This is a genomic window from Stenotrophomonas sp. Steno-Z2 (assembly GCF_056393235.1).
This window is the reverse complement of record NZ_JBWJOY010000013.1, coordinates 19733-35408: the sequence shown is the minus strand read 5'-3', so window position 1 is coordinate 35408 and position 15676 is coordinate 19733. Positions and strand designations below refer to the sequence as shown.

The 15676-nt window shown below is 72.6% G+C and carries 14 protein-coding genes; 4 read left to right on the top strand and 10 right to left on the bottom strand.

Going from position 1 to position 15676, the window contains the following annotated elements:
• Positions 1-27: 27 nt before the first annotated feature.
• Positions 28-894, bottom strand: a complete 867-nt coding sequence (locus tag AC06FP_RS16585; RefSeq protein WP_478076307.1) for a pirin family protein — start codon at positions 892-894, stop codon at positions 28-30.
• Positions 895-1019: 125 nt separating this feature from the next.
• On the opposite strand from AC06FP_RS16585, the gene AC06FP_RS16580 reads away from it, so the two are divergent.
• Both AC06FP_RS16580 and AC06FP_RS16575 read left to right on the top strand, forming a co-directional pair.
• Positions 1020-1925, top strand: a complete 906-nt coding sequence (locus tag AC06FP_RS16580) for a LysR family transcriptional regulator (protein ID WP_478076306.1) — start codon at positions 1020-1022, stop codon at positions 1923-1925.
• 68 nt (positions 1926-1993) lie between these two features.
• Positions 1994-3172 carry an OmpA family protein gene (locus AC06FP_RS16575; protein WP_478076305.1) on the top strand — a complete coding sequence of 393 codons (1179 nt, stop codon included), beginning with the start codon at positions 1994-1996 and terminating at the stop codon, positions 3170-3172.
• Positions 3173-3262: 90 nt separating this feature from the next.
• Here the strand turns inward: AC06FP_RS16575 and AC06FP_RS16570 are convergent, their stop codons facing one another.
• Positions 3263-5548 carry a family 20 glycosylhydrolase gene (locus AC06FP_RS16570; RefSeq protein WP_478076304.1) on the bottom strand — a complete coding sequence of 762 codons (2286 nt, stop codon included), beginning with the start codon at positions 5546-5548 and terminating at the stop codon, positions 3263-3265.
• Between the two features lie 98 nt (positions 5549-5646).
• On the opposite strand from AC06FP_RS16570, the gene AC06FP_RS16565 reads away from it, so the two are divergent.
• Positions 5647-6750: an alkaline phosphatase family protein gene (locus AC06FP_RS16565; protein WP_478076303.1), complete on the top strand. Its 1104-nt coding sequence runs from the start codon at positions 5647-5649 to the stop codon at positions 6748-6750.
• 72 nt (positions 6751-6822) lie between these two features.
• A complete protein-coding gene (locus AC06FP_RS16560; RefSeq protein WP_456117677.1) occupies positions 6823-7587 on the top strand; it encodes a FadR/GntR family transcriptional regulator in 765 nt (254 codons plus the stop codon).
• Between the two features lie 37 nt (positions 7588-7624).
• On the opposite strand, the gene fucP is transcribed toward AC06FP_RS16560, so the two are convergent.
• The 8 genes from fucP to AC06FP_RS16520 are packed head-to-tail and all read right to left on the bottom strand — an operon-like array spanning position 7625 to position 15597.
• A complete protein-coding gene (gene fucP / locus AC06FP_RS16555; RefSeq protein ID WP_478076302.1) occupies positions 7625-8869 on the bottom strand; it encodes an L-fucose:H+ symporter permease in 1245 nt (414 codons plus the stop codon).
• A 24-nt stretch (positions 8870-8893) separates the two neighbouring features.
• Positions 8894-9235: an L-rhamnose mutarotase gene (locus AC06FP_RS16550; RefSeq protein ID WP_478076301.1), complete on the bottom strand. Its 342-nt coding sequence runs from the start codon at positions 9233-9235 to the stop codon at positions 8894-8896.
• A gap of 12 nt (positions 9236-9247) precedes the next feature.
• Complete coding sequence (locus tag AC06FP_RS16545; RefSeq protein ID WP_478076300.1) at positions 9248-10024, bottom strand: SDR family oxidoreductase; 777 nt, start codon at positions 10022-10024, stop codon at positions 9248-9250.
• Positions 10024-10881 (bottom strand): L-fucono-1,5-lactonase, encoded by an 858-nt coding sequence (locus tag AC06FP_RS16540; RefSeq protein ID WP_478076299.1) that lies wholly within the window; start codon positions 10879-10881, stop codon positions 10024-10026. The genes AC06FP_RS16545 and AC06FP_RS16540 overlap by 1 nt, the downstream gene beginning before the upstream one ends.
• Positions 10878-12644, bottom strand: coding sequence for an alpha-L-fucosidase (locus AC06FP_RS16535; protein ID WP_478076298.1), 1767 nt, complete (start codon positions 12642-12644; stop codon positions 10878-10880). The genes AC06FP_RS16540 and AC06FP_RS16535 overlap by 4 nt, the downstream gene beginning before the upstream one ends.
• Entirely contained in the window at positions 12641-13963 is a 1323-nt protein-coding gene (locus AC06FP_RS16530; protein WP_478076297.1) for an L-fuconate dehydratase, read from the bottom strand. The genes AC06FP_RS16535 and AC06FP_RS16530 overlap by 4 nt, the downstream gene beginning before the upstream one ends.
• The gene (locus AC06FP_RS16525; RefSeq protein WP_478076296.1) at positions 13960-14802 is read right to left on the bottom strand and encodes an ureidoglycolate lyase; all 843 of its coding nucleotides are present in this window, start codon (positions 14800-14802) and stop codon (positions 13960-13962) included. The genes AC06FP_RS16530 and AC06FP_RS16525 overlap by 4 nt, the downstream gene beginning before the upstream one ends.
• A 27-nt stretch (positions 14803-14829) precedes the next feature.
• Positions 14830-15597, bottom strand: a complete 768-nt coding sequence (locus tag AC06FP_RS16520) for an SDR family oxidoreductase (protein ID WP_478076295.1) — start codon at positions 15595-15597, stop codon at positions 14830-14832.
• Positions 15598-15676: the final 79 nt, after the last annotated feature.

The following is a 15676-nucleotide window of genomic DNA, read 5'->3' as shown; positions in this document are numbered from 1 at the left end:
CCGCACCGGGCGGTGCGGCGACAGGGGTCAGGTGGCGATCCGGCCGAAGCGGCCGCTGCGGAAGTCGTCCATCGCCTGGGCGAGTTCTTCCTGGGTGTTCATCACGAACGGGCCGTAGCCGGCGATGGGCTCGTCGATGGGCTCGCCGGCCAGCACCAGCACGGTGGCGTCGGCGTTGGCTTCCAGCCCGACCTGGCCGGCGCGGCGGTCGAACAGCACCATCTGGCCCTCGCGCGCCACCTGGTTGCCGTTGAACAGCACGGTGCCGCGCAGCACCACCATCGCCACGGTGTGGCCTTCGGCGAAATCCAGCGTGGCGTGGCGGTCGCGGCCCAGGCGCAGGTCCCACACGTCCATCGGCGTGTGGGTGCGGGCCGGGCCGCGCCGGCCGCCGAATTCGCCGGCGATCACGCGCACCGTGCCGGCTTCATCGGCCAGCGGCACCACCGGGATGTCGGCGCTGGCGATGTTCTGGTAGCCGGGTGCGGCCATCTTGTCGCGGGCCGGAAGGTTGACCCACAGCTGCACCATTTCCAGCCGGCCGCCGCGGCGGGTGAAGGCTTCGGAGTGGAACTCCTCATGCAGGATGCCGGAGGCGGCGGTCATCCACTGCACGTCGCCCGGGCCGATCTCGCCGCCGGCGCCGGTGGAGTCGCGGTGCGCGACTTCGCCGTCGTAGACGAGGGTGACGGTCTCGAAACCGCGGTGCGGGTGCTGGCCGACGCCGCGCGGGGTGTCGGTCGGCTCGAACTCGGCCGGGCCGGCATGGTCCAGCAGCAGGAACGGGCTGAGCTGGCGGCCGTGGGTGTCGTAGGAGAACAGCGAGCGCACCGGGAAGCCGTCGCCGACCCAGTGCGGGCGGGGGGCGCTGTAGAGGCCACTGATCTTCTTCATGTCTGTGCTCCGTGGGCGGCGCGGGCTGCGCTGCGGTGGAGAGAGCATGGATCCGGGACGATATCGCCGGTAGTTGGCGAAAAGTGGTCTCATAGTCCTGTCTGGTGAACGATGGAATCCCCCCGATGCAGGACCTGAACGACCTGTACTACTTCGCCAAGGTGGTCGAGTACGGCGGCTTCGCCCCGGCCGGGCGCGCGCTGGGCCAGCCCAAGTCCAAGCTGAGCCGGCGCATCGCCCTGCTCGAGGAACGGCTGGGCGTGCGCCTGATCCAGCGCTCCACGCGCCGCTTCTCGGTGACCGAGGTGGGCCAGACCTTCCACGCCCACTGCCGGGCCATGCTGGTGGAGGCCGAGGCGGCCGCCGAATCCATCGAAATGACCCGCTCCTCGCCACGCGGCACCGTGCGCCTGAGCTGCCCGACCATGCTGCTGGACTTCCGCGTCGCGGCGATGGTGGCCAGCTTCATGGCCGGCTGCCCGGACGTGCAGGTGCACCTGGAGGCCACCAACCGCCGCGTGGACGTGATCGCCGAGGGGTTCGACCTGGCCATCCGCGTGCGGCCGCCGCCGCTGGAGGACAGCGACCTGGTACTGAAGGTGCTGGCCGAGCGCACCCAGTGCCTGGTGGCGGCGCCGGCGCTGCTGCAGCGCCACGGCCCGGTGCACGGCCCGGCCGACCTGCACCTGCTGCCGAGCCTGGCGCTGGGCGTGCCGCAGGGCGAACACGCCTGGCACCTGCTCGGCCCGGCCGGCGCGGTGGCCGACGTGGCGCATGCGCCGCGGCTGGTCACGCGCGGCATGGCCGCGCTGCGCGAGGCGGCGCTGGCCGGGGTGGGCGTGGCCCAGCTGCCGACGATGGTGGTGCGCGACGCGCTGCAGGACGGGCGGCTGCTGCAGGTGGTGCCGGACTGGGCGCCGCCGAAGGAGATCGTGCACGTGGTGTTCCCGTCGCGGCGCGGCCTGCTGCCCTCGGTGCGCCTGTTCATCGACCACCTGGCCGCGTGTTTCGCGGCACTGGACGAAGCCTGAGCCGGCCCGGTCACGGTGCCTGAACGCGCTGTCGCCGACAGTGCGGCTCCTTCCCGAGGAGTTGCCGCATGCGCAAGAAGACCCTGTCGCTGGCCTGCCTGACCCTGCTGGCGTCGGCGTGCAGCCCGCCATCGCCGCCGGCATCCACGCAACAGGACACGGCGGCGCCGGCCGCCGGCGCGACCGCGGCGGAGCAGGACGACAGCGCGTCGACCGACGCCGGCTTCGAGTTCCCGGCGATCCCGCCGATCATGGTGCCCAGCATCGTCGGCAGCGGCCCGGCGCAGCGGCAGCTGGAAGCCTCGATGCAGGCGCTGATCGACCCGGTGGCCGGCATCAGCGTGCGCCCGGCCAACTGCGCCACCGACGGCGCGCTGGTCAACGAGAGCGGCTTCACCAACGTCGACGGCGCCGGCAACCTGCGCCGCATCGGCAGCGAGGGCGTGTTCGAAGTGGCCGCCGACGGCAGCGGCCTGGCGGTGACCGACGCCGACGTGGTGCGGGTCAATCCCGACGGCAGCGGCAGCATCATCAACAACGCCGGCACGTTCGAAGTGAAGGCCGACGGCTCGGGTACCTATGTCGGCGAGTTCGGCCATATCGAACTGGACGGCAAGGGCGGCGGTACTTGGGTGGGCGACTTCGGCAACATCGAAAACCACGGCGACGGCTCGGGCCGCTGGATCGGCGGGGAAGGCAGCATCGAGGTGCGCGCCGACGGCTCGGGGCGCTGGATCGGCGGGCCCGATGGCATCGTCGAGAACCGCGGCGATGGCACCGGCACCGTGGGCGCGGTCGCGCGCGAGGTGCGCATGGCGCCGCTGCCGCCGCTGCCGCCGGCCGGGCGCTTCCCGCTGCTGGACAAATTCAAACCCTCCGGCGCGCCGTGCGGCTTCGTCGTTACCCTCAACGACAAGGTGCTGTTCGACTTCGACAAGGCGCAGGTGCGCGCCGACGCCGGCAAGGTGCTGGACGCGCTGGCCACCGCGCTGCAGAAGGTGCCCTCGCGCGCCATGGAGATCCGTGGCCATACCGACGCCAAGGGCAGCGACGCCTACAACCAGGATCTGTCCGAACGCCGCGCGCAGGCGGTGGTGGCGGCGCTGCGCGAGCGCGGCGTGGCGCAGGACGCCAGCGCGCGCGGTTACGGCGAGTCGCAGCCGGTGGCGCCCAACGAGGTCGACGGCAGGGACAACCCAGGTGGCCGCCAGCTCAACCGCCGCGTGGAAATCTTCGTGCGGACCTGAGCGCAGACCGGCAGCGGGTTCCGGGATCCGGCGCCCGCACGACGGGCGCCGGATCCAGGGAGCAGTGTGGCGCCGCGGCGGCCACCTCGTTCAGTGCGCCCACCACGTCGCCGGCACCGGCATCGGCGCGCCGCCGTCGACGCTGACCTGCAGCTCGAGCACGCGGTCGCCGCCGCCCTGGAAGTAGCGCAGCTCGAAGGCGTGCGCGCCGCGCGCCAGCGCGCGGCTGCCGTGGGTGGTGCCCGGCGACTGCGGGCCGTCGCGGTCGACCAGCAGGGTGCCGTCGAGCAGCAGGCGCGCGCCGTCGTCCGAGGCCAGCGAGAACCGGTAGACGCCATCGGCGGGCACGCGCATGACGCCGCGGTAGCGCAGGCCGAAACGCTCCTGCCGGGCGAAGTCCGGCAGGTCGATGACGTCGGCGGTGTCCGAGCGCGTCGGGCGCATGCCGGGCAGGTCGTCGGTCTTCTGCACCGGCGCCTCGAAGTAGTCGCGCTGCAGGCCGGGCCGGCGCGCGCCGGCCGCTGCCGCCGGCGCGGGCTGCAGCGTGGTGCGCGCGTAGCCGGCGCGCATCGTCGGCCCCAGCCGCCCGTCGGCGGTGAGCAGCCGCGCCGCCACCTGCACCGGCGCCGTGCCCAGGTCCAGCACCAGCGGGCCGCCGTAGCGCGGCGAGTCCGCGGTGGGCTCGCTGCCGTCGGTGGTGACGACGATGGCGGCATCGTCCAGCGGCGAGCGCAGCGCCAGCGTGGCCGTGGGCGCCAGCGTCAGCACGTCGCCGTCCAGCCCCAGCACTTCGGGCACTCGGTAGTTGACGTTCATGCGGCCCAGCGCGGCCAGCTGCGGCCCCAGCCGCGCGGCGAAGCCGTCCCAGTCGCGGCGTTCGCGCGCCGACCACAGCACCTCGCTCATCGCCAGCGCGCGCGGCCACAGCATGTACTCGGCGGCCTGCGGCGTGCGGATGTGCTCGGTCCACAGGTTGGCCTGGCCGCCACGCACGTGCGCGGCCTGCGCCGGGGTGAGCTGCGCCGGCACCGGTTCGAAGGCGTAGACCTGCCGCAGCGGCAGGTACTGCGGGCAGTACGGTTCGTCGGCCGCGCGCGACTGGCAGTAGTCGAAATAGGAATAGGACACCGGCGTCATCACCACGTCATGGCCGCGCCGCGCCGCCTCGATGCCTTCGCCGATGCTGCGCCAGGCCATGATGGTGGTGCTCTTGGCCGGGTCGCCGGCGAGCATCTCGTCCCAGGCCAGCATGCGCCGGCCGTGCTGCTGCAGGTAGCGCTCCACCCGGCGCATGAACCAGCCCTGCAGCGCGTGCTCGTCCTTCAGCCCCTCGCGGCGGATGATCTCCTGCGCCAGCGGGCTCTGCTGCCAGCGCACCACCGGCGCCTCGTCGCCGCCGAGGTGGATGTACTCGGAAGGAAAGATCGCCATCACCTCGTCGAGCACGTTCTCGATGAAGGCGAAGGTGGGTTCGCCCGGGCACACCACGTTGTCGTCCACGCCCCAGTCCACCCGCACCTGGAACGGCCCCGGCGTGCACGCCAGTTCCGGATAGGCGGCCTGCACGGCCACGGTATGGCCGGGCATCTCGATCTCCGGCACCACGGTGATGTGCAGCCGGCGCGCGTACTCCACGATCTCGCGCGCCTGGGCCTGGGTGTAGAAGCCACCGTAGCGCGTACCGTCGTACTCGATGCGGCCGTCGCGCCGGTACAGCGCGGTCTGCGCGCGCCACGCGCCGACCTCGGTGAGCTTCGGGTAGCGCTTGATCTCCAGCCGCCAGCCCTGGTCGTCGGTGAGGTGCCAGTGCAGCACGTTGAACTTGTAGCGCGCCATCAGCTCGAGCTGGCGCTTGATGTAGTCCATCGGAAACAGGTGCCGCGCCACGTCCAGGTGCAGGCCGCGCCAGGCGAAGCGCGGCGCGTCGTCGATGACGACATGGGCGATGCCGTCGCCGCCGTCGTCCAGCAGCTGGCGCAGGGTCTGCAGGCCATGGAACAGGCCGGCGTCGCCGGCCGCGCGCAGCTGGATGCCGCGTTCGTCCACGCGCAGGGTGTAGGCCTCGGGGTTGGCGCCGGCGTCCGCGTCCAGCGCCAGGGTGAGGTCGGCCGGCGCGCGGCTGCCGGCCGGCGCCAGCGGGCGCTGCCAGGCCGCCTGCAGGATGTCGCCGGCCAGCGCGCGCAACGCGTCCAGGCGCGCCGGGTCGCCGTGCGTGGCGATGCGCAGCGTGGCGCCGGGGCGGTAGCGGCCGGGCTGCACGTCGAACCGTGTGGGCAGGGGCACCACCGAAGGCGTGGCGGGCGCGGCGGCCGGCGACAGCGCCGGCCAGCCCAGGGCGAAGGCGAGCAGCAGCGAGCGGGAGGCGGTCAGGGGCATGCGGGTCTCCAGGGGAGAAGGGACATGGAAAGGTGGCGATTTCCCGCGCGCGCCGACATGATCGGGCGGACGATGGGCGGGGACCTGTGGAACGGATGATGGAAACGACGACGATCCTGCGCGGCCTGGCCGTGCTGCTGCTGGGCCTGGCCGGCGCCTGCGCGGCCGCGGCACCGCGCGAACCGAACGTGGTGGTGGTGACGCTGGACGGCGTGCGCGTGCAGGAAATCTTCGGCGGCATGGACGTGGACATCGCGCGCGCCGCCGGCGACGAGGGCGAGGACGCGGGCCAGTTCGACCGTTACCGTGGCGACAGCGCCGCGCAGCGCCGCGAGCGGTTGATGCCGTTCTTCTGGGGCACGCTGATGCGCGAGCACGGCTGGATCGCCGGCAACGCCGCGCTGGGCAGCCGCGTGCAGCTGGGCAACCGCATGCGCTTCTCCTATCCCGGCTATGCCGAACTGCTGACCGGCGTGCCGCGCGACGACAGCGTCACCAGCAACGCCGCCATCCAGAGCCCGCACCCGACGGTGCTGGAGTTCGTGCGCGAACAGCTGCGCCTGCCACGTGCCAAGGTGGCCGCGTTCGGCTCGTGGGACCGCTTCGCCGGCATTCCCGAACACACCCCCGGCAGCATCACCGTCAACGCCGGCTTCATGCCGTTCGTCGACAGCGACCCGGGCATCCAGCAGCTCGACGCGATCCAGGCGCAGGCGCGCACCTGGCGCCACGAGCGCTTCGACGCCTTCACCGCCGCGTTCGCGCTGCGCTACCTGGAACGCGAGCGTCCGCGCCTGCTCTACGTTGGCCTGGGCGACACCGACGAATGGGCGCACGCCGGCCGCTACATCGACACGCTCGAAGGCCTGGCGCTGGCCGACCGCTTCCTGCAGACGCTGTGGCAGTGGCTGCAGTCGCAGCCGGACTACCGCGACAACACCGTGCTGGTGATCGCCACCGACCACGGCCGCGGCCGCAGCGTGCGCGACTGGAGCGACCATGGGCCGGAGGTGGAAGGCGCGCAGGACGTGTGGCTGGCGATGGCCGGCCCCGGCCAGGCGCAGCGCGGCGAACTGCGGCAGGCGCCGGAACTGCGCCAAGGGCAGATCGCCGCCAGCATCGCCGCGCTGTTCGGCCTGGACTTCCGCCGCCTGGAGCCGGAGGCCGGCGAGCCGGTGCAGGAAACGCTGCGGCGGCCCTGAGCGGCGCGCGCGCTGGCCTATACTCCCCGCATGTCCCCGTCTATGAAGTCGTAACGGATGCGGAGCCCACGCGTGCCAGTCAAGAGCATCCAGAACCGCCGCCTCTACCAGCAGATCGCCGACCAGCTGCGCGGCATGATCAACCGTGGCGAATATCCCCCCGGCAGCTACCTGCCGCCCGAGCGCGAACTGTCGCAGCAGTTCGGCGTCAGCCGCACCTCGCTGCGCGAGGCGCTGATCGCGCTGGAAGTGCTGGGCCTGGTGCGCGTGCGCGTCGGCGACGGCGTCAGCGTGGTCGGGCCGGAGCCGAGCGAGGCCGCGCCCAGCGTCGGCGCGCTGGACCGCGCGCGCCAGCTCAACCCGTGGACGCTGGACCCGGAGCTGGGCGTGGTGGCCGATTTCGACGCCGAGATCCCGCCGTTCTCGCTGCTGAGCGCGCGCCGCCTGGTGGAGCCGGAAGCGGCCGCGCTGGCCGCGGAAAACGCCTCCGACGAGGAGGTCGCCGGCATCGAGGACGCGCTGCAGCGGAACATCGCCGACAACCTGCATGGTTCCACCACCCATCCGGGCGACCGCCTGCTGCACGTGCGCATCGCCGACGCCAGCGGCAACCCGGCCTATTCGCTGCTGATCCGCCACCTGCTCGGGCACCGCTACGGCGCCATGTTCCAGCGCCTGCAGCACCTGTATACGCCGCACGACATGCCGCACCGCTCGGAGAACGAGCACCAGGCCATCGTCGATGCGATCCGCGCGCGCGACGCGGCGGCCGCGCGCAAGGCCATGCGTGTGCACCTGGATTCGGTGATCCGCATCTTCTCGCGCGGCACCGCCTGAGTCGGCGTTCACCCGCGCCGCCCGCCGGCGCGCGGGCTCACGCCCGCGGCCGCGCGCACAGCCCATAGCCGGCGACCACCGCGAAGCACAGCGCCGGCACCCAGAACGCGGTTTCGATGCCGCGCGCGTCGGCGATGCGGCCCATGAACCACGGCACGATGGCGCCGCCGACGATGGCCATGATGATGAAGCTGGCGCCGCGCTTGGTCTGCGCGCCCAGCCCCTTCACCCCCAGCGCGAAGATGGTGGGGAACATCATCGACATGAAGAAGAACAGCGCGATCAGCGCGGCCACCGACAGCCGGCCCATGCCGGCCACCACCACCGCGCACAGCGCGATGCTGATCACCGCGTACACGGTGAGCAGCCGCGCCGGCGCCACCGCGCCCATCAGCGCGGTGGTCAGGAAGCGCCCGGCCAGGAAGCAGCCCAGCGCCACGGCCAGCAGGTAGGCGGCGCGCTCGGAGGAGAGCCCCGGCACGTGGTCGACCGCGTAGTTGATGAAGAACGCGCCCACGCCCACCTGCGCGGCCACGTAGAAGAACTGCGCCACCACCGCGAGCACGAAATGCCGCTGCGCGAACAGCGGCACGTGCGCGGCCGGCGTCGCGGCGATGGCTCCGTTACCCGCCACGTCGCCACCCGCTTCCGGCATGCGCGTGCGCCACACCAGCACCGCGATGGCGATGACCACGATGGCGGTGGCGACGTAGATCAGCTGCACGCCGTGGCTGCCGGACATGCCCGACGCCGAGGCGCCGAAGAACAGCTTGCCGCCGATGAAGGGCGCGATGAAGGTGCCCAGGCCGTTGAACGACTGCGCCAGGTTGAGCCGGCGTTCCGAACTCTCCGCCGGGCCGAGCACGGTCGCATAGGGATTGGCCGCGGTTTCCAGGCAGGCGAGCCCGCAGGCGATCACGAACAGGGCGAACAGGAAGTACTCGAACACGCCGGCGGCGGTGGCCGGGATGAACAGCAGCGCGCCGGCCGCGAACAGCCCCAGTCCGAGCAGGATGCCGGTCTTGTAGCCATGGCGTTCCATCAGCCGCGCAGCCGGCAGCGCCATCAGGAAATAGGCGCCGAAATAGGCGGCCTGCAGCAGCGCCGAGCGCGCGCGGGTGATGTCCAGCGCTTCCTGGAAATGCTTGTTGAGCACGTCCAGCAGGCCATAGGAAAACCCCCACAGGAAGAACAGGCTGGTGACCAGCACGAAGGCCAGGCGGTAACGGCGTGCGCCGGCGTCTTGCGGGATCGGGGCGGCGGTGCCGGGCAGTGCGGGCATGGCGGTGGCTCCTGCGGGTCGGGGTCAGTCGGCGTCGGTAAGGCGGAACAGGCACTGCATCGGCGTCCACTTGGCGCCGGCCGGCGTCCACGGCGTGGCCGCCTGGAATGTCCACATCAGTTCTTCCCAGGCCTGCAGGCGCGGGTCGCCGGTTTCGGCCGCGGCCATGCGCGCGGCATCGAACACGGCATCGTCGGTGTCCATCACCATCACCATGCGCGTGCCCAGGCGGAAGATTTCCAGCTCGCGCACGCCGTGCCCGCGCAGGTGCGCCAGCACCTCCGGCCACACCGCGCGGTGGTGCGCCTCGTACTGCGCGATCAGCGCCGGGTCGTCCTTCAGGTCGAGTGCGAGGCAGTGGCGCATGGGCGGGGCTCCTCAGGTCAGCGCGCGGTCGAGGTGGGTGTAGCCGCCGTCCACGAACAGCCATTGCCCGGTGACGTGCGAGGCGCGCGCCGACAGCAGGAACAGCACGGTGTCGGCGATCTCGTCGGCGCGGGTCATGCGCCGCTCCAGCGGGATGCGGCGGGTGATGTCGGCGAGCCTGGCGTCGGGATCGTCGAAGCCGGCGATCCAGGCGCGGTACAGCGGGGTCATCACCTCGGCGGGCACCACCGCGTTCACGCGCACGCCGTCGCCGGCCAGCGACGCGGCCCATTCGCGGGTCAGCGACAGCTGCGCGCCCTTGGCCGCGCAGTAGCCGCTGGTATTGCCCTGGCCGGTGAGCGCGGTCTTGGACGAGATGTTGACGATGGCGCCGCGCGCGGCCTTCAGCGCATCCACGCACAGGTGCGCCATCACGTAGTAGTGGATCAGGTTGCGCTCGAGCGAGGCGACGAAGGCTTCGCGCCCCGCGTCCAGGCCGACGCCGTCGTTGACCCCGGCGTTGTTGACCAGGCCGTGCAGCGCGCCGAACTCGGCCAGTACCTCGCGCACCGCGGCCGCGCAGGCGTCGCTGTCGGCCAGTTCCAGCGGGAAGAAACGCGCGCGCGGCTGCAGCGCCTGCAGCCGCCGCGCGAAGCCGGCCTCCGCCGCGCCGCGCGCCAGCACCACCGGGATGGCGCCTTCGCCGGCCAGCGCCAGCGAGATCGCACCGCCGATGCCGGCGTCGCCACCGGTCACGATCACCACTTTGTCGCGCAGTTGCAGGTCCATCAGTTGTCCACCCCGGAAAGCACGCCGTAGCAGCGTGCGGCATTGTCGCCCCACAGCCGCGCCTGTTCGTCGCCGGAAAGCCGCGCCGCCCAGTCGCGCACCAGCGCGGTGACGGCGGCATGGTCGGCGCGCAGCAGGCACACCGGCCAGTCCGAGCCGAACAGCAGCCGGTCCGCGCCGAAGGCGTCCAGCGCCGCGTCGAGGTGGCGATGGATCGCATCGGCATCCAGCCGCGCGCCGGCCACTTCGGTGACCAGGCCGGACACCTTGCACAGCACGTGCGGCAGCGCCGCCACCTCGCGCAGGTGGCGCCGCCACGGGTCCTCGCCGTCGCCGCCGATGGCCGGCTTGCCGAGGTGGTCGAGCACCAGCCAGTGGCGGTCGTGGCGCGCGCAGAACGCGGCCACCGGCGCCAGCTGCGCCGGGCCGCGCACCAGGATGTCGTAGACCAGCGCCCGCTCCTGCAGCGCGTGCAGGCCGCGCGCGAAACGCGCGTCGGCCAGGGTCGCGGCCACGTCGGCGTCGTCCTGCAGCAGGTGGCGCACGCCGGCGAAACGCGGCTGGCTGCGCCAGTACGCCAGCCGCTCGCCGGCATCGGCGGCGAACAGGTCGACCCAGCCGACCACCGCGGCGATGCGCGGGTACCGCTGCGCCAGTTCCAGCAGGAATACGTTCTCGGCCTCGCTGGCGCGCGCCTGCACGGCGATGCAGGCGTCCATGCCGGCGGCGTCGAGCAGCGGCAGCACCTCGTCCGGCAGGCGGTCGCGGCGCAGCGCGTCCATGCCGGCGCCCATCCACGGATAGTCCTGCGCGCTGTAGCGCCAGAAGTGCTGGTGGGCGTCGATGCGCAGGCTCATGGCGCCGCGTCCGCGCGCGGGGCGACGGTAGCCGCATCGAAGCGCAGCGCCAGGTCCTGCGCAGGGTAGGCCGGTGCGGCCAGTTCCACGCGGATCGGGGTGGCGCCGGCTTCGGCGCCGGGCAATGCGAACGGGCCGATGGCCTGCGCGCGCAGCGTCGCGCCGTCGACCTCGCGCTGCTGCCCGCCGACGCGGATGCGGTAGCGCTGTTGCGGGGGCGCCTGCACGCCAGCGAAGCGCAGCCAGGCCGCCGCCTGCGGCGCGCGGGTGCGCAGCGCGGCCTGCAGCGACACGGTGGTGGTCTGCTGGGTGCGGTAGCCGCTGCCGAAGGCGAAGCTGGTGCCGGGCTGCCACACCGACATCGGCAGGCTGGCATGGCCGTCGGCCGACAGTGCGACCGTGCCCGGCGGCACGATGCGCGCCGGCCCGTCCAGTTCCACGCGCAGCACCGGCAGCACCGGGTCGGGCGCCTGCGCCGGCAGTTCGATCACCACGTCGTCGCCCTGCCGGCGCCAGGCCAGCGGCACGGTATCGCTGCCGGCCACGCGCACCGCGCGCGGGTCGCTGGCCAGGCCGCGCACCACCAGGTCGCCGCCGCGCCAGTCGCGCACGAACAGGTACAGCCCGCCGGCATCGGCCAGGGTGCTGCCCCACGGCTGCGGCGGCAGGCCGCTGGGGCGCGCGTCCAGCGCGGCGTTGCCCTGGCGCTGCAGCCACTGGCCCAGGCCGCGCAGCACGTCGGCCTCGAACGGCACGATGGCGCCGCTGCCTTCGGGGCCGATGTTGAGCAGGTAGTTGCCGCCGGCCGCGCGCGCCTGCGCCAGGCCGTTGGCCAGCTCGCGCAGCTTGCCGGGCAGGTCGTCGCGCGCCTGCCAGCGGCGGTAGCCCCAGGTGGCGTGGTAGATCGAGGCGGGCACCTCGAACGGCGGCTGCATGCCCGGCGGCGGCGCTTCGTTGTCGCCCAGGGTCACGAAGTCACCGGCGTTGTTCCAGATGCGGCCGTTGATCGCCGCGTCCGGCTGCAGCCGGCGCACGATGGCCGCGAAGCGCCGGCTCTGCGCGGCGGTGGGCGCGGCCATGTCGAACCACACCTCGGTGATCGGCCCGTAGTTGGTCATCAGCTCGGTGAGCTGCTGTTCGATCAGCGGCTCCATCGCCGCCGGGATCGGATTGCTGTTGTTCTGCACCTCGGTCTCGTGGCCGGCGTGCCAGTCCACCAGCGAGAAGTACACGCCGAAGCCGACGCCGAGCTTGCGGCAGGCGCTGGACAGCAGCTTCAGCGGGTCGCGGCCGAATGGCGTGCGCTTGACGATGTTGTAGTCGGTGCTCGCCGTGTCGAACATGGCGAAGCCGTCGTGGTGCTTGCTGGTGACGACGATGTAGCGCGCGCCGGCATCGCGGGCCAGCGCGCAGATCGCGTCGGCGTCGAAGGCCGGCGCGGCGAAACGCGTGGCGACCGCGGCGTAGTCGGCCGGCGCGATCTGCGCCCAGCCCTGGATCTGTTCCGAATAGCCCTGCGTGACCGGCCTGCCCTGCCACTGCCCACCGAGTTCGGAGTACAGGCCCCAGTGCACGAACATGCCGTAGCCCAGCGCCTGCCAGCGCGCCAGCCGCGCCTGTCCGGGCGTGCCGGTCGCCGGTGCCGCCGTGGCGCCGCCGGCGGCCGGCGGCGCGGGAGGGACGCGCTGGCAACCGCCGCCGCCCAGCAGCGCCGCGCCGAGCAGCGCGGCCATGGCCGCGGGGCGGAGGCGGGCGTGGGTCACGCGGTACCGCCGCGGTGGGCGCTGCCGTCCGGGTAGCGGTACTGCCGGCGGCTGTCGGCCTTCATCGTGATCGAAAAGCCCGGCGCGGCAGGCGGCAGGTAGGCGGCGTCGCGGATCGTGCATGGGTCCAGGAAGTGCTCGTGCAGGTGGTCCACGTATTCCACCACGCGGCCCTCGCGGGTGCCGGCGATGCACACGTAGTCGATCATCGCCAGGTGCTGCACGTATTCGCACAGGCCCACGCCGCCGGCGTGCGGGCATACCGGCAGGCCGTACTTGGCGGCCAGCAGCAGGATCGCCAGCACCTCGTTGACGCCGCCGACGCGGCAGGCGTCGATCTGCACCACGTCGATGGCGCCGCCGGCGATGAACTGCTTGAACATCACCCGGTTCTGGCACATCTCGCCGGTGGCGACCTGCACCGGCGCCACGCCCTGGCGGATGGCGCGGTGCCCGGCCACGTCGTCGGGGCTGGTGGGTTCCTCGATGAACCACGGCTGCGCGAACGCCAGCTCGCGCACCCAGTCGATGGCCTGGCCCACGTCCCAGATCTGGTTGGCGTCGATCATCAGCCGGCGCTGCGGGCCTAGCACCTCGCGGGCGATGCGCACGCGGCGGATGTCGTCCTGCAGGTCGCGGCCGACCTTGAGCTTCACGTGGTCGAAGCCGGCGTCCACCGCTTCCTGGCACAGCCGGCGCAGCTTGTCGTCCGGGTAGCCGAGCCAGCCGGCGGAGGTGGTGTAGCAGGGGTAGCCCTCGCGCTCGAGGGTGGCGATGCGCCCGGCCTTGCCGGCCTCGCGCCCGCGCAGCAGGGCCAGCGCCTCGTCGGGCGTGATCGCGTCGGTGAGATAGCGGAAGTCCACGCAGCGCACCAGTTCTTCCGGCGTCATCTCCGCCACCAGCCGCCACACCGGCTTGCCCTCGGCCTTGGCCCACAGGTCCCACACGGCATTGACCACCGCGCCGGTGGCCAGGTGCATGGCGCCCTTGTCCGGGCCGATCCAGCGCAGCTGGCTGTCGGAGGTGACGTGGCGCCAGAAGCGGCCCATGTCCGCGGCGATCCAGTCCAGCTGCAGGCCGACGACCAGGTGCCGCAGCGCCTCGATCGCCGCGCAGCACACCTCGTTGCCGCGGCCGATGGTGAAGGTCAGGCCGTGGCCTTCCAGCCCCGGCCGGCTGGTTTCCAGCACCACGTAGGCGGCCGAATAGTCCGGGTCCGGGTTCATCGCGTCCGAGCCGTCGAGCTGGCGCGAGGTGGGGAAGCGGAGGTCCTCGACCCGCAGGCCGGTGATGCGCACGCCGTCGGCGGCTGCGTTCATGCCTGCACCACCTTCTGCCGCTGTTCGCCCAGCCCGGTGATGCCCAGGCGCATGACCTGGCCGGCGCGCAGGTAGACCGGCGGCTTCTGCCCCAGGCCCACGCCCGGCGGCGTGCCGGTGGAGATCACGTCGCCCGGCTGCAGGCTCATGAAGCGGCTCAGGTAACTCACCAGGAACGGGACGGCGAACACCATGGTGCGGGTGTTGCCGTCCTGGTAGCGGTGGCCGTCCACTTCCAGCCACAGGTCCAGCGCCTGCGGGTCGGGGACCTCGTCGGCGGTGACCAGCCACGGCCCGAGCGGGCCGAAGCTGTCGCAGCCCTTGCCCTTGTCCCAGGTGCCGGTGCCCTCGAGCTGGAACCCGCGCTCGGAGACGTCGTTGACCACGCAGTAGCCGGCCACATGGTCCATGGCGTCGGCCTCGGCGATGTAGCGCCCGCCGCGGCCGATCACCACGCCCAACTCCACTTCCCAGTCGGTCTTGCGCGAGCCGCGCGGGATCTGCACGTCGTCGTGCGGGCCGCAGATGGCGCTGGTCCACTTGTTGAACACCACCGGCTCGGCCGGCACCTGCGCGCCGGTCTCGGCGGCGTGGTCGGAATAATTCAGGCCGATGCATACGAACTTGCCGACCCGGCCCACGCAGGGGCCGATGCGCGGCGTGCCCGGCACCAGCGGCAGGGTCGCCGGGTCCAGCGCACGCAGGCGCTGCAGGCCTTCGGGGGTGAGCGTGTCGCCGGCGATGTCGGCCACTACCGCCGACAGGTCGCGCAGCTGTCCCGCGTCGTCCAGCAGTCCCGGCTTTTCCGCGCCGTGCGGGCCGTAGCGCAGCAGTTTCATGGTGTGTTCCTTGATCCTTGGGGGAGGTCAGTTGATCCAGCCGCCATCGATGACGTGGATGGCGCCGGTGGTGAAGGCCGATTCGTCGCTGGCCAGGTGCACCGCCAGCGCGGCGATTTCCTCGGGGCGGCCGAGCCGGCCCATCGGCTGGCGGCCGACGAAGGCGGCCTGCACCGCCTCGACGCTGCTGCCCTGCTGGCGCGCCTGCTCGGCGATGCGCGCCTCCAGCGACGGCGAGCCCACCGTGCCGGGGCAGATCGCGTTGCAGCGGATGCCCTGGCCGACATGGTCGGCGGCCACCGCCTTGCTCAGGCCGATCACCGCGGCCTTGGTGGTGCCGTAGATGAAGCGGTTGGGCACGCCCTTGATGCTGGACGCCACCGAGGCGACGTTGATGATCGAGCCGCTGCCGCGCGCCAGCATGCCCGGCAGCAGGGCGCGGATCAGGTGGAACATCGAGCCGACGTTGAGCTGCCAGGCCAGCTCCCATTCCTGCTCGCTGGCCTCCAGGATGCTGCCGCTGTGCACGTAGCCGGCGCAGTTGAACAGCACGTCCACGGCGTCGTCGGCGCCGGCGTGGCGGGCGGCCAGCGCGGCGATGGCGGCGCGGTCGGTCACGTCCAGGTGCAGGGGGGTGAGCGCCCCGCCGGCCTCCTCGCGCAGGCGCTGCAGGGCGTCCTGGTTGATGTCGGCGGCGATGACCCGCGCGCCTTCGCGGACGAAGGCCAGCGCGGTGGCGCGGCCGATGCCCTGCGCGGCGGCGGTGACCAGGGCGTGTTTGCCTTGCAGGCGCATTGGTTGGACTCCCGGGGAGATTGGTACAGCGGTTGGACCAATGCTATCGTGCCTCGGGTCTGTTGCAAACGGGGTGCGG

Bases quoted from the DNA above. Each gene is read 5' to 3' on its own strand.
- AC06FP_RS16585 (WP_478076307.1), bottom strand. From the start codon at position 894: ATGAAGAAGATCAGTGGCCTCTACAGCGCCCCCCGCCCGCACTGGGTC.
- AC06FP_RS16580 (WP_478076306.1), top strand. From the start codon at position 1,020: ATGCAGGACCTGAACGACCTGTACTACTTCGCCAAGGTGGTCGAGTAC.
- AC06FP_RS16575 (WP_478076305.1), top strand. From the start codon at position 1,994: ATGCGCAAGAAGACCCTGTCGCTGGCCTGCCTGACCCTGCTGGCGTCG.
- AC06FP_RS16570 (WP_478076304.1), bottom strand. From the start codon at position 5,548: ATGCCCCTGACCGCCTCCCGCTCGCTGCTGCTCGCCTTCGCCCTGGGC.
- AC06FP_RS16565 (WP_478076303.1), top strand. From the start codon at position 5,647: ATGGAAACGACGACGATCCTGCGCGGCCTGGCCGTGCTGCTGCTGGGC.
- fucP (WP_478076302.1), bottom strand. From the start codon at position 8,869: ATGCCCGCACTGCCCGGCACCGCCGCCCCGATCCCGCAAGACGCCGGC.
- AC06FP_RS16550 (WP_478076301.1), bottom strand. From the start codon at position 9,235: ATGCGCCACTGCCTCGCACTCGACCTGAAGGACGACCCGGCGCTGATC.
- AC06FP_RS16545 (WP_478076300.1), bottom strand. From the start codon at position 10,024: ATGGACCTGCAACTGCGCGACAAAGTGGTGATCGTGACCGGTGGCGAC.
- AC06FP_RS16540 (WP_478076299.1), bottom strand. From the start codon at position 10,881: ATGAGCCTGCGCATCGACGCCCACCAGCACTTCTGGCGCTACAGCGCG.
- AC06FP_RS16530 (WP_478076297.1), bottom strand. From the start codon at position 13,963: ATGAACGCAGCCGCCGACGGCGTGCGCATCACCGGCCTGCGGGTCGAG.
- AC06FP_RS16525 (WP_478076296.1), bottom strand. From the start codon at position 14,802: ATGAAACTGCTGCGCTACGGCCCGCACGGCGCGGAAAAGCCGGGACTG.
- AC06FP_RS16520 (WP_478076295.1), bottom strand. From the start codon at position 15,597: ATGCGCCTGCAAGGCAAACACGCCCTGGTCACCGCCGCCGCGCAGGGC.